The organism is Neobacillus sp. plas4 (assembly GCF_057221695.1).
The window spans coordinates 5467470-5480433 of the sequence record NZ_CM170152.1 but is presented as its reverse complement, the minus strand read 5'-3'; the positions used below and the strand labels follow the sequence as shown (position 1 = coordinate 5480433).

12 protein-coding genes and 1 pseudogene are annotated in these 12964 nt (G+C 38.5%); 8 read left to right on the top strand and 5 right to left on the bottom strand.

The genetic code is table 11. From position 1 onward, the window contains the following. Positions 1–60 precede the first annotated feature (60 nt). The 5 genes from AC2TFD_RS27370 (at position 61) to AC2TFD_RS27350 (ending at position 4720) form a co-directional block, all read left to right on the top strand. Positions 61–1416 (top strand): MFS transporter, encoded by a 1356-nt coding sequence (locus AC2TFD_RS27370; RefSeq protein WP_335518465.1) that lies wholly within the window; start codon positions 61–63, stop codon positions 1414–1416. 13 nt (positions 1417–1429) lie between these two features. Then, positions 1430–1939: a flavin reductase family protein gene (locus AC2TFD_RS27365; protein ID WP_335518468.1), complete on the top strand. Its 510-nt coding sequence runs from the start codon at positions 1430–1432 to the stop codon at positions 1937–1939. Between the two features lie 196 nt (positions 1940–2135). After that, positions 2136–3080 (top strand): fumarylacetoacetate hydrolase family protein, encoded by a 945-nt coding sequence (locus AC2TFD_RS27360; RefSeq protein ID WP_335518471.1) that lies wholly within the window; start codon positions 2136–2138, stop codon positions 3078–3080. 5 nt (positions 3081–3085) lie between these two features. Then, positions 3086–3583, top strand: a complete 498-nt coding sequence (locus AC2TFD_RS27355; protein WP_335518474.1) for a DinB family protein — start codon at positions 3086–3088, stop codon at positions 3581–3583. A gap of 24 nt (positions 3584–3607) precedes the next feature. After that, positions 3608–4720, top strand: a complete 1113-nt coding sequence (locus AC2TFD_RS27350) for a cupin domain-containing protein (RefSeq protein WP_335518476.1) — start codon at positions 3608–3610, stop codon at positions 4718–4720. 501 nt (positions 4721–5221) lie between these two features. Here AC2TFD_RS27350 and AC2TFD_RS27345 read toward each other — a convergent pair. From AC2TFD_RS27345 to AC2TFD_RS27335, 3 genes are all read right to left on the bottom strand, one after another. Further along, positions 5222–6517, bottom strand: coding sequence for an SLC13 family permease (locus tag AC2TFD_RS27345; protein ID WP_335514656.1), 1296 nt, complete (start codon positions 6515–6517; stop codon positions 5222–5224). Between the two features lie 272 nt (positions 6518–6789). Then, on the bottom strand, positions 6790–7686 hold the full coding sequence (locus AC2TFD_RS27340; RefSeq protein WP_335514650.1) for an MBL fold metallo-hydrolase: 897 nt from the start codon (positions 7684–7686) through the stop codon (positions 6790–6792). A gap of 105 nt (positions 7687–7791) precedes the next feature. Next, positions 7792–8586 carry a GntR family transcriptional regulator gene (locus tag AC2TFD_RS27335; RefSeq protein ID WP_335514647.1) on the bottom strand — a complete coding sequence of 265 codons (795 nt, stop codon included), beginning with the start codon at positions 8584–8586 and terminating at the stop codon, positions 7792–7794. A 406-nt stretch (positions 8587–8992) separates the two neighbouring features. Here AC2TFD_RS27335 and AC2TFD_RS27330 point away from each other — a divergent pair, with 406 nt between their 5' ends. From AC2TFD_RS27330 to AC2TFD_RS27320, 3 genes and pseudogenes are all read left to right on the top strand, one after another. After that, positions 8993–9160 carry a hypothetical protein gene (locus tag AC2TFD_RS27330; RefSeq protein WP_335514645.1) on the top strand — a complete coding sequence of 56 codons (168 nt, stop codon included), beginning with the start codon at positions 8993–8995 and terminating at the stop codon, positions 9158–9160. 563 nt (positions 9161–9723) lie between these two features. Further along, positions 9724–9960: pseudogene (locus tag AC2TFD_RS27325) on the top strand (cupin domain-containing protein); the annotation flags it as partial. A gap of 249 nt (positions 9961–10209) precedes the next feature. Further along, the gene (locus AC2TFD_RS27320) at positions 10210–10566 is read left to right on the top strand and encodes a nucleotide excision repair endonuclease (RefSeq protein ID WP_335514642.1); all 357 of its coding nucleotides are present in this window, start codon (positions 10210–10212) and stop codon (positions 10564–10566) included. Positions 10567–10717: 151 nt separating this feature from the next. On the opposite strand, the gene AC2TFD_RS27315 is transcribed toward AC2TFD_RS27320, so the two are convergent. Together AC2TFD_RS27315 and AC2TFD_RS27310 are read right to left on the bottom strand one after the other, a co-directional pair. Beyond that, positions 10718–12247: a glycine betaine uptake BCCT transporter gene (locus AC2TFD_RS27315; protein ID WP_335514639.1), complete on the bottom strand. Its 1530-nt coding sequence runs from the start codon at positions 12245–12247 to the stop codon at positions 10718–10720. A 46-nt stretch (positions 12248–12293) separates the two neighbouring features. Then, positions 12294–12956, bottom strand: coding sequence for a hypothetical protein (locus AC2TFD_RS27310; protein WP_335514636.1), 663 nt, complete (start codon positions 12954–12956; stop codon positions 12294–12296). Positions 12957–12964: the final 8 nt, after the last annotated feature.

Genomic DNA, 12964 nt, shown 5'->3' with positions numbered 1-12964 from the left:
GGGGCTTCACGAAAGTCATGAAAGTATGCATTTGCTTACTTTTGAAAAGGGGGAATATTATTGAACGCAATAAACGTTGAAAACAAGATTAATGAGTCTCGTTTTAATTCGTTACATGGTATGGTTTTATTCTGGTGTGCATTTATTATTGTTTTTGATGGTTATGACTTAGTGGTTTATGGATCAGCATTAGGGGCAATTTTAGCTGAATGGGGAATTACACCTCAAGAAGCTGGGAGTCTACAAAGTCTAGCACTTTTCGGAATGATGTTAGGGGCTTTAATTTTTGGACCTTTAGCGGATAAGATTGGCCGTAAAAAAGTTATTTTATTCTGTGTCGCATTGTTTAGTGTGTTTACTGCAGGCATTGCCTTTATCCATAATCCAACTACATTCGGTATTTTCCGATTTATTGCAGGATTAGGACTTGGTGGTGTTATGCCAAACGCAGTTGCGCTAATGACTGAATATTCACCAAAAAAATTAAAGAGTACATTAGTATCAATGATGTTCAGCGGTTATTCAGTAGGTGGGGTTTTGGCTGCTGGAATAGGCCTTGTTATTATTGAACCATTTGGGTGGCGCGCACTGTTTTTAGTAGGCGGTATACCACTGTTAACACTTCCATTTATGTATAAGACATTGCAAGAATCACCTAAATTCTTAATAGCTCATAACAAAAAGGAAGAATTGAGCAAAATTATACAAAAACTTGATCCAGGCTATAAATTTGATGACTCACATACGTTTGTGATGGACGTTAAGGAGGAGGAAAAAGGTGCTCCGATTATTAACCTATTTAGAAATAATCGTGCATTCAGTACAGTAGTCTTCTGGATTGCCTTCTTCATGTGCTTGTTGATGATTTATGGGTTAAATACATGGCTACCTCAGTTAATGAAGGGAGCTGGATTAGAAGTATCTGGTTTAACATTCTTACTGGTTCTAAATTTTGGTGCGATTTTCGGAGCTATTTTTGGTGGACAATTGGCAGATCGCTTCGGACCTAAAGTTGTTTTAGCCATTTTCTTTTTAGGAGCGAGTATATCACTAACTCTATTAGGTTTTATTGATAACCTATTTGTGATGTACATTTTAGTTGCCATCGCTGGTGCAACTACAATTGGTACTCAAATTATTATGAATGCCTATATTTCACAGTATTACCCTGTTGAAATGCGCTCAAGTGGACTAGGTTGGGCTCTTGGTGTTGGTCGCTTAGGTGCGATTGCTGGACCGATGATAGGCGGGCTACTAATGACAATTAGCCTACCATTCTATCAAAACTTTATGGTATTTGCGGTTCCAGGCGTTATCGCATTTGTAATGGTTATTCTAGTTCAAGAAAAATACTCTTCAACATTATATCAGAGAACGTTAGTTGAAACACAACTTGCTGTTGAAGAACAAAATTAGGGAGGATGACATTATGACAATTTCAACTACTGAGATTCAGACGTTATTTAAACATGCATTAGGTAATTACCCGACAGGAGTGACGATTGTAACAACAACAGATGAGAATGGAACACCTGTAGGATTAACGGTTAACTCATTTGCTTCTGTATCATTAGACCCCTTAATGGTGCTTTGGTCAATCGATCATAAAGTATCTTCATTGGAAACGTTTACAAATGGAGGGAAATTTGCTATTCACATTTTAGCAGGCAATCAGCAACAATTATGTTCAACGTTTGCAAGTAAAAATGTAGATCGCTTTAGTACATGCAATTGGGAGCTATCAGAAAATGAATTACCAATTATTGATGGTACCTTTGCTATATTAGAATGCAAAACGCATCAAACAGTAGTAGCAGGGGACCATACCATTTTAATTGGTGAAGTAACAAATATTCGAGTTGACGAAGAGAAAGATCCGATGCTTTATCACCGCCGTCAATTCGGTCCAATTCCAAACGAATTTTATCAGTCCAAATAAAAAAACAGTAAGTGACCTTTCACGTTAACTCTTTGGAAGGTCACTTTTATATATAGTTTAACTAAGTAAAACAATAGTTAACTTTGTGGGAGGTGGGTGATTTTCCTGTAAGATGTACAATTTTCAATATAAATGGTGTAGAAATATTGTCATACAAGAAAATAACCAACAAAATTTTAATAAAAGGGAGAATACGATGAAACTTATTACTTATACTGCTAACGGCTACTCAAGAATTGGGGCAATCACTAACGACGACAAAATAATCGATCTAAATTATGCATACCAAGCTCAATTACAAAGCGAAGGAAAATATCGCTTTAAGGAAATTGCAGAGGCTTTTGTTCCATCTGAAATGGAAGCGTTTTTACAAGGTGGGAAAGAAAGTATTGAAATCGCTCGTAATGCGGTCAATTACGCATTAGAAAATTCAGATACATATCCGCATAAACTCATTTTCAACAAGGAAGAAGTAAAAATAGAAGCACCATTACAAAAACCAGGGAAAATATTTGCGGTGGGACATAACTACCGCGAACATATTTTAGAGATGGGGCGTCAGATTCCAACACATCCAGTCGTGTTTGCAAAGTTTGCGAATACAATTATTGGTCCACAGGATGATATTCCGTTCCAACCCGTTTCGGAACAACTGGACTATGAAGCGGAATTCGCATTTGTCATCGGAAAACGTGCGAAAAACGTTTCAGAAGAAGAAGCATTTGATTATGTTGCAGGGTATTCAGTAGCCAATGATGTTACGTATCGTGATATTCAACGACGTACACTACAATGGCTTCAAGGTAAAACAGTGGATGGCACTTTACCACTAGGCCCATGGTTAGTTACTGCAGACGAAATAAAAGATCCGCAAAGTTTAGAAATGGTTTTAACCGTTAATGGCGAAGAGCGTCAACGAACAAACACAGCTAACCAAGTATTTACAGTGAAACGTTTAGTATCATTCTTATCACATCTTGCAACATTAGAGCCTGGTGACATTGTTATAACAGGAACTCCTGGCGGGGTCATTCAAGCAATGGAGCCTCAAGTCTGGTTGAGGGACGGAGATGTTGTGCGCGTAGAAATCGAGCAAGTTGGTGTGCTAGAAAACACCGTTAGGAAAAATAGAGAGGAGTAGGAAACATGACGCAAATGTATATAACTTCCGTTAATGAATCGATTGATAGAATGATAGAAACAGTGAACGGCTTATCAGAAGAAACAATTCGTTGGCAGCCATCAGAAGATGAATGGACCATCATGCAAATTGCCGCTCATATTATAGAAGCATTACCTTATTGGGTGGGAGAAATTGAGCAGCTGGTGGAAACCCCAGGGAAAGGATGGGGCAGAAACCATCTACATGAAGGACGATTAGAAGCAGTAAAGCCTGAAACGGTCGATGCAATTTCTGTAAACGAACTACTAAAGGAGCTTGAACAGGTCAAACAAACAGTTCAAGCAGGAATTGAAAATTTAACAGAGGAACAGCTATCTGCAGAAGCAGCAAGCGTGAATCCAAACTTTGGTACGCAGCCGCTGTCCTTTATTATTGATCATCTAATTATCCAGCATGTGAACAAACATGAAGGTCAAATTCAGCGCAATCTTACCAAGTTAAGTAACCAAAGTGCTAAATAAAAATGAAAAAAGGAGAGGGTTTAAATGGCTGAAAAAGCAAGTTACCTTAAAGACCAAGATGTAAAGGATTTTACGAAGGACATTCAGCAGTACAATCTTGGACCATTATGGGAAGCAATCCCAGAAGTAATGAATAAAAATCCAGAACCTCATGCACAAGCTTACTTATGGACAGGAGAACTGTTAGAAAAGAAGTTAATGGAAGCCGCTGAGATCTTTACACCAGAACGTGGCGGGGAACGTCGAGCTATCTATTTCCAAAACCCAGGCTTAACATACCGTCAGCCTTGGGGACATGTTTCAACTACTCAAACTTTATATGCAGCAGTTCAGCTTCTTTTACCAGGTGAAAAGGCGCCATCCCATCGTCATTCACAAAGTGCGCTTCGTTTTATTACAGAAGGGGAAGGTGCTTTTACGATTGTGCAAGGGGAACGAATCTTTATGGAAGAAGGAGATTTCCTCATCACTCCAAAAAATTTATGGCATGGGCATGGTCATGTTGGAGATAAACGTATGATTTGGATGGATGCTTTGGATATTCCGACTATATACAATCTTGGTGGCACATTCTTTGAACCATATGCAGATGGTTTACAACAACCGAATGTTCCTGACAACTTCTCCGAAAAACGATACAGAGGCGGAATGGTTCGTCCTGTTGGCGATGAAAAGTATGATGTTGCTCCACTAGTAAACTATAAATGGAGTCGTACTATTGATGCAATTAAAGGGTTAATGGAATTTGATCCAAATCCTAACCATGGCTTTGCGGTGGACTATATTAACCCAACTACTGGAAAGTCAGCAAACCCAACGATGGGTACACGAATGCAGTTCCTGCCAAAAGGATTCAACACGAAATCACTTCGTCATACACATTCAACTATTTATCATGCGTATAAAGGATCTGGATATACGATTATTAATGGTGTCCGCTTTGATTGGATAGCAGGCGACTATTTCGTTGTACCAAACTGGGCATGGTATGAACATGTTTCTGCTGAAGATTCATACCTATTCTCGGTTAACGACCTCCCAATTATGGACCGCTTTGAACTAGAACGAGAAGAACAATATGAGAAAAACAACGGACATCAAACTGTTACTGGAGAATTTAAACCGGACTTTAGATAAGGACTAATGTAGGGCTTTAAAGGGGAAACACACTTGTTGTTTCCCTATTTATTATACTAGTTGATGGTATCTGGTTGATACACGTAATATATTGTGATTATCAAAATTTCTTTGAATCTCTAGCTTAATATGGAGAATAATATTTATTGAGTGGTTGACAATGCATGAAAACATATCCTTAATATGTTCTTTCTAATTTATTAGCATTAAACCCATTCTTTTATGGGCGATTCCACAAGGTTTTGAACTGGAAAGGAACAGACCTTACATTGAAAACAAAACAAAAGATACCTTAAAAATAGAGGACACCCGAAGATTGAAACCCTACTGACCATGGTAGAAATTACATTCCTCTCAGGCAATCATAAATTTTGTGATTAGGTTTGTAACTCAGAAAAGAACTAAGGCACAACTAGTAATTTCCACTAGTTGTGCCTTTTATTAACGCAAAACTTCCGATCGTCTGCTATAAGAAGAACGGTCCCCTTGCTTCCCCAAACATTACCAAGGCGTTCCGATTATGACGAATAAAAACCATGCGAGGCCTGGTCCACAGGCTACGAGGACTACGGCGGTGAGCAGGAGTTGTTTGAAAAATATTCGGTCTTTCATGCCTTGGACGTTTGCGAGTAATATTGCACCGACTGTTGAGAATGGGCTTAGGTCAACAATACTGTTGGAGGCTGCAATTGCCGATGCTACATCTACTGTCGAAAGGACAGGATTCTGCAGTAGTGGTTCGGCTATAGGGAACATTGTGGCAAGGAAGCCTGCAGTTGAGGCAAAGGCTGAGCCGACTCCCCCTACGTATGAAATCATCAAAGTGGCGATTGTAGGGTTACCCAAATCCTCAATAAGCCCTGTTACATAATCAATAACGCCAACCTTCTCCATTACTCCTACATACGTTAAGATTCCGGAGACCAGAAAAATTACACCCCAAGGCATTTCTTTAATAATCCCATCCTGCTTACTTGGGAACAATAAGGCAACAACTAATCCTATTATAAAACACGCAATACCAATGTTCATATCAAACCCAATTGCTAATATACATAGGACAGCGATTGCTGCAAGGGCAACTCCTCCATACAGAGTTAATCCGTTTTTTGATTTTTCGTTAAAATCATTCGTTGCAGCAGGAGAGACTTCAGCTGCGGCGGCCACGAAATTTTGAGCGGATCTACTCAATTTAAATAAACGAAGCCCGCCTAAAGCGAAGAATGCAATTGCCGAAACAACTGTAAAAAAGAGAAACAAATTTAGTAAGAATAACATAGGTGAGAAAAGCAGGTTAGAGGATTGCATAACACCGTTAACAATAGCTCCAAAAACACTTACAGGTGAATAGGTTCCTGCATTCATCCCCATAATAATCATTATGCTCATCAATACTGCACTGATTTTATATTGATATGCCATTCGCAGCGCGATAGGGGCCATGAGAGAGACAACCGCAAGTCCATATGTACCGAAACTTGCCAGCACAAAGCTCAATCCAAAAATGAGCCATGGGATTAGACCAAGATGCCCTCTAACTAGCTTGAGTCCCCAGTCAGCAATCCAGTCGATTGCACCACTTTTTTGGATAATTGTAAACAAATAAGTAACTCCAACAATGAGGATAAAGAGGTCCGCAGGGAATACGCTATAAATTTCGTCAAGGCTGAGCCCGCTTATAAGTGAGCCCACAACATATGCCGCTACAAATCCCAAAACTCCAATGCTGATAGGCAGTGCTGAACTTATAATAAAGACAATTAGAAGCACAATGAGTGCGATTACTTCTATACTCATACATTCTCCTCTTTCTTGGTTCAAAATTTTGTAAAAGAGCGCTTTCATTATCTGTTTTAAAATCGTACTGTTTTTAAGGTGAAACATTGATGAGAGTCAAATGAAAAACAGACACTGACTCTCAAATCAATAGGAATAAAATTTTCTAATTAAAAAATTGGATTTAAGCAGCATCTGCATACGAACACACCGCGTGTTCAATATGACTCTTAAGAAATCAAGCTATTTTTAGCCATTTAAACAGTGTGAAAATAGTATTTATTGATAAAATTTTATGACTCTAATGGATTCTCTACTTTTAGCTCATCCCCAATTTCAATCGTCATCAGGTCTTCACCAACGATCACCGGTCCGGAATAAGTTGTTTTTGTTCTTCCTATTAAATCAGCCTCCTCTTCCGATAATCCACCAAGTAATACAATGTGTGAGTATACAGCAAGCTTCGGTTTAATTTGGCTGAAAACCTTACCAGCTTGTTCGGGCGTAGTATGGATTTCCATAATATGCTGCAGTGTTTTCGAATCCTTCCCTTCAATTTTAGCCGCTGCTACCTCATGGATAATGACATCGGCATCTTTAGAATGGTGGATCAGGTTTTCGTTGTAACATGTATCACCTGAAATCACCAATGAATGTCCGGCATAATTAATGCGGTAACCGTAACAGGGTTTAATTGTTCCATGGTCGACAATAAAAGCAATGATTTGAATTCCATTTCTGTTATATACCACCCCCTCCTCAATCTCATATGCTATTAATTGCGCTCCTTCAGGGTGGATCGTTCCATGTGCAATCCGCCCCTCAATATCCGGGGTAAAAGCCTTTTCCAAATGTTCTGCCATTTTTTTAGTGCCTACTGGCCCCCAAATCTCCATTGGTTTCGCTCTTTTACCAAGCGTCGGGATTACCCCGGAAAGCCAAACATCCGGAAAACCTGTTAAATGATCGGAATGTAAATGTGTGAAAAAAACCTTATCAATCATTCCAGGCATAATGTTAAGTTGATGAAGTCGCAGTGTTGCACCACGCCCGGTGTCAAAAAGGAATTTTTCATCCTCAATTTCTACTAAAGTTGAATTTCCAAACCGTGCCATCGTTAAATTTGGACACCCTGTCCCTAATAGAGTCACTTTAAATTTCACCTTTTGTTTTTCTATTTCTGCTAACATAAATATCACTCCTTATTAAAATATTCAGATAACATATTTTTGAAAAATATTATCTAAAAAGTGAGGGCAAATAAATCAATGGATTAAAATTAGCCCAAACCATTATCAGCGGTGCTCAATTACATCAAATTTATTTTTGTCCTTTACCATCAAAGAACTTTCGATATTTTGTTCAATATAAAAATGGTATTTGTCGCTTCTATATAAAGTTCTCGATAATTCAGCCGGCTTTCCATTATTTAAAAACATAATATCCTCCCAAAGGATTAAGGGAAAATCTTTATTTACTTTTAAAAATTTAGATTCCGGCTCCCTCGACATTACCACCTCAAAGCTGCGGGCATATTTCAATGGGAAGAGGCGGTATTTATTTATCAAATAGCTCTCCAGCTTTTCAAAATATGGAGTATCATCTATGAAACTCTCAAAAAAGTCGGCAAAAATGCTGTTGGAATAATAACTGGTTTTTAAATTTACCGGCTCCCCATCTATCATTCTTAACAAAATCATTTCAACAAGTTCTTCACCTATTGAAACTTGTAAAAGTTCTGCCAGTTCTTCGTTAGCCGTTATCATTTTTCTCGATAGTGTTTTAATATCTGGACTTTTTCCAATTGCATTAGCCTTTTCTACAAAGGGTGTAAAAACAGAAAGATTTTCTTTTAGTTTTCGGTAAGTAACAAAGGTCCCTTTCCCTTTCTTCTTTATTAGATAGCCGGCATATACAAGCTCATCCAATGCCTTACGAACAGTCGGTCTGCTAACCCCAAATTCATTCGCCAATTCCATTTCAGATGGCAGCTTTTGATTTTCTTTAAGTTCTCCAGTTTCAATTTGGTAAAGTAGACTTTTTTTAATTTGATGATAAAACGGAATAAAACTACCTTCCTCAAGTTTCACCTTTTTCTCTCCTTAAAGAATTTTCCTTGTAAACTTGTAATCATATGTTTACAAGTTAATTTTAATTTATCACATCCCCTATCACATTTCAATAATATTCTGAATATTTTATTTTTAATTGTAAAGGGACGATTCTCATAGAGGACAATAAGAAGTTTTGTTCGAAAGAAGGCACAACTAGCAGAAAGTGTTCCTTTCTAATGGAAGAAGAGGCGATAACTCCAACACAAGCAGGAACCCTTGGAAGTGTAGTGTTGTTAGGGAATGATGATAGGTGCTGTCATTTTTGAACCATTAGACGATAAAATTGTTCGGAAAAGTATTATGTTAACCCCTGTGTGGCAATTTTTAGTTTGTTCATTTTGCTATCTATCATTTTCTTGCAGTACTAGGATTAGGCGGGATTATGCCGAACACAGTTGGACTTATGACGGAGTATGTACCAAAATCTCTTAAAAGTATGTTTGTGTCCGTTATGTCTAGCGGATTTCCAGTTGGCGGAATGCTAGCTGTAGGACTCTCCATCGTGTCTAGTAGGAATCCTTTCATTATTATCACTTCCTTTTATGGCTAAATCTTTACCTGAATCACCTAGGTTTTTATTTATTAGAAACCAAGGAAATAAGATTGATGAAATTTGAAAAAGGTTGTCCTTCTTATTAACGTAATGAGAATCAAACTTTTATTCGAGTAAAAGAAGAGCTAGGGGCACCAGTCTGTAAATTATTTACCAACAATAGAGCATTAAGTACAATCATGATTTGGATATCTTTCTTTATGTGTTTATTAATGATTTATGGATTAAACACATGGCTCCCAAAATAAATAGCGGTGGCAGGTCTTTCAGTGTCTGCACGCATCCATTTAACAGCCCTTCTCAGCTTAAGCGTATGTACTCAACATTTTGCTGGAAGGGCTAAATATTTTTAATAACGGAAACTCTGAAAACTGTTAATCATTACATTCGTTGTATTTTATTTTTTCCATTTTGTTCCATTCGGTTTAATTTATTCTTTGTGTATCTATTGGAGAAAAATAACATTAGAATGAAAAAAGTTAAACATCTACCCATAATCAACAAGAAATATTGCATCCAATCCATGAGAACTGAAAACTCCATTAAAATCCCCCTCGTATATTCCACAAGGATTCAACAGGAAAGCACTTCGTCATACGCATTCAACCATTTATCATGCTTATAAAGGATCTGGCTATACGATAATTAACGGTGTTCGCTTTGATTGGCAAGCAGGCGATTATTTCGTTGTACCAAACTGGGCATGGTATGAACATGTTTCTGCAGAGGATTCTTACCTATTCTCCGTAAATGACCTTCCAATTATGGACCGCTTTGATCTAGAAAGAGAAGATTAATATGAGAAAAATAATGGCCATCAAACAGTTTCTGGGGAATTCAAACCGGACTTTAGATAAGGACAATCATAAGAAATTTCATAGGGAAAAATAGTAAAAAATAAAGTACGTTTTTCGAAAGGGTTTATGCCGGTTTAATTAAACGTTTAATTGGATAGGAATATGTAGAATCCTCAAGATTTGGACATAGTATTTAATGAGGATTTGTGTTAGCATATAAAGCACTGTAGAAAAAGGAAGTGAGCTTACGTGATCAATATAACTGTTCCAAAACCGGACGTTACGATTACCAAACAAGACAATCCAGAGATGAGTAATATTTATGGATTTACAGATTTTCATCTTATCCCACGTGATAAGGGTGGGATCTTCATGTTTTTTAATAAGAATAAAGAGCTTTTATTTGTGGGGAAGGCTAGGAAGCTGCGACCTAGAATTAAGAAGCATTTTGAAGATACAGTATCTCCAATCAAGGACCATCGCGATGAAGTGACGAGGATTGAGGTTTGTGTGATTGACGACCCTGTACATAGAGAAATTTATGAAACCTTTATCGTTAACGAATCCAAGGCGAAGTACAACATCGATAAGGTGTTTTTTAGATAACCAAAGGGAAAGGCAGTAGGTATCCACCTATTGCCTTTTTTCTTTTAAGAAGTCTGTTTTTCGCAACCATTGTTGTTTTTTGAAATCGGGTTCAAATTCAATCAGGTACTCGTCTGATTCCCGCAAGCAACAAATTTTTAGAAAATAGCTTTTAAGAATGAGTCACGCCACGCTTACCCCCTCTTTGTACTTCAACTTCACTTTGTAAACCTTTCTTTAAAGAGAAGCACATGACCACCAAAATAATGGCAAATGGAAGTGCCGCTGCAATGGAAGCTGTTTGCAATACGTTTAAACCGCCAGCTAATAGCAAGACAGCCGCCAAAGCTGATTGAATGACGCCCCATGTCATTTTTATTTTATTGGAAGGATTTAAGGTGCCGCCTTCACTGAGCATCCCCAAGACAAAGGTGGCCGTATCGGCAACGGTTATATAATAAATAGCGACGACCGCAAACCCCAAAATGCTTAACACAGAACTTAATGGCAGATAATCGAAAAAGGTAAAGATGGCCAAGGATACGTTTTCGGTGATATGCTTTGCCAGTTCATGATTTCCTGTGTTTTGTACAATTTCAAGTGCTGAACCGCCAAATACGGACATCCAAAGACAGGTTCCGAGCGTGGGAACGATTAATACGCCAATCACAAACTCCCTTACGGTTCTACCCTTCGAAACACGTGCGATAAACATCCCGACAAATGGAGCCCAGGCAATCCACCATGCCCAATAAAACAGTGTCCAGGATGCAATCCATTCCCCCTCACCAAAGGGCCTCAGCCGTAAACTCATATGGATAAAATCACTAATATAGAGCCCTGTTGTATTAAAGAAAACTTTAATCACGGTCATGGTTGGACCAACGATTAATATCAGCAGCAGAATGGCAAAGGATAAAATCATCGCCGCATTGGATAAGTATTGAATTCCTTTCTCTAAGCCAGTATTGATAGAGATGATAAATATGACTGTCGCAACAACGATCACGATCAGCTGGACGAATAACGTATTGGGAACTCCAAATATATGATGCATTCCGGCTGTCACCTGCATGGCACCAAGGCCTAAGGAGGTTGCGATCCCGAAGACGGTTGCGAAAATAGATAGGATATCAATGGTTTTCCCAATCGGCCCGTAAATTCGATCACCTAGTATCGGATGAAATGCCGAACTGATGGCGGCGGGCAGCTTTTTATTGTATTGAAAAAAAGCTAGTGCTAACCCGATAACGGTATAGATGGCCCATGGATCCAAGCCCCAGTGAAAAAAAGTATATTTCATTGCAGTATTGGCTGCGTCAACGGTGTAACCTTCGCCATAAGGCGGAGTCGTGTAATGGGTGACCGGTTCGGCAACACCCCAGTAGACAATCCCGATTCCCATTCCTGCACCAAACAGCATCGCAAGCCAAGAAGCGGTGTTAAAATCAGGCCGGTCCGTTTTTTTGCCGAGCCGAATATCTCCGTATTTGGAAAAAAGTAAATAAACCGAAAAGATCACAAAGAACAGTGTGGCAGCTAGATAAAACCACCCAAGGTAATCAATCGATCCACTATAGACGATATCTGTCACTTTAGTGAGATTTTCGGTAAAAAAGACACCCCAGATAATAAAAATGAGGGTTAGTAATAAAGAAATGATAAAAACACTGTTACCGCTTCTTTGATTTTTCCTGGTCATAGAAACCTCCTAGTTGAGTGGAAGAGTATTAAATGTATTACTGGTTTCACTTATCGAGTAGATTGTAGAGAAATTCCCACTTCTCACTGTTCATCAACTCTTCCTGCGGGACCTCAAGCCCGCCTCCAAGATATACCGTATGGCCTTTAACGGCGACCACCATTGCTTCAACAATTTCGTTACTGTCGTTCTTTTTATAAATGTCTCCCAATGTCGGCAACGGTTGGTTATTATGGACCGTTGGCGGAAGATCTTCTAGGTTTTCTGTATTACCACTATCACTATTTTGATAATCGATTGGATGACTGTCAGAAGCACGGCCTGGTATCATCAATAGGTATTCATTATGTTTAATTCCGTGAGAGTTACTCGTAATGACCCCATGTTTATCTACCGTTTCCACCACATCGATTTCATTTAACGAATAGGTATCTAGTGAATCCGGAATAGGATTGTGGATTAATACAAAATCACCTTCTTCTGCCTTTCGATCCTTATTGAGTGTATAGGCCTTATGATTGAAGATAAAACTATCCTGTTCCTTTGGCTTGTATTTTTCGACACTAGCGGCATTGGTTATATGCTGTGTCAAATCCCGCAGCTTTATTAGATGAACGGATAGCTTGTACATTGGTTTTACCCCATATACCTTATGTAATTCGTTGTTATAATAGACAAATTGTCCTTTTCGAACTTGGTACAGTTTCACAAATCGAT

What these genes read in the sequence shown, in the direction of transcription:
- AC2TFD_RS27365 (WP_335518468.1), top strand. Translation starts at nt 1,430, where the DNA reads ATGACAATTTCAACTACTGAGATTCAGACGTTATTTAAACATGCATTA.
- AC2TFD_RS27360 (WP_335518471.1), top strand. Translation starts at nt 2,136, where the DNA reads ATGAAACTTATTACTTATACTGCTAACGGCTACTCAAGAATTGGGGCA.
- AC2TFD_RS27355 (WP_335518474.1), top strand. Translation starts at nt 3,086, where the DNA reads ATGACGCAAATGTATATAACTTCCGTTAATGAATCGATTGATAGAATG.
- AC2TFD_RS27350 (WP_335518476.1), top strand. Translation starts at nt 3,608, where the DNA reads ATGGCTGAAAAAGCAAGTTACCTTAAAGACCAAGATGTAAAGGATTTT.
- AC2TFD_RS27345 (WP_335514656.1), bottom strand. Translation starts at nt 6,517, where the DNA reads ATGAGTATAGAAGTAATCGCACTCATTGTGCTTCTAATTGTCTTTATT.
- AC2TFD_RS27340 (WP_335514650.1), bottom strand. Translation starts at nt 7,686, where the DNA reads ATGTTAGCAGAAATAGAAAAACAAAAGGTGAAATTTAAAGTGACTCTA.
- AC2TFD_RS27330 (WP_335514645.1), top strand. Translation starts at nt 8,993, where the DNA reads ATGCCGAACACAGTTGGACTTATGACGGAGTATGTACCAAAATCTCTT.
- AC2TFD_RS27315 (WP_335514639.1), bottom strand. Translation starts at nt 12,247, where the DNA reads ATGACCAGGAAAAATCAAAGAAGCGGTAACAGTGTTTTTATCATTTCT.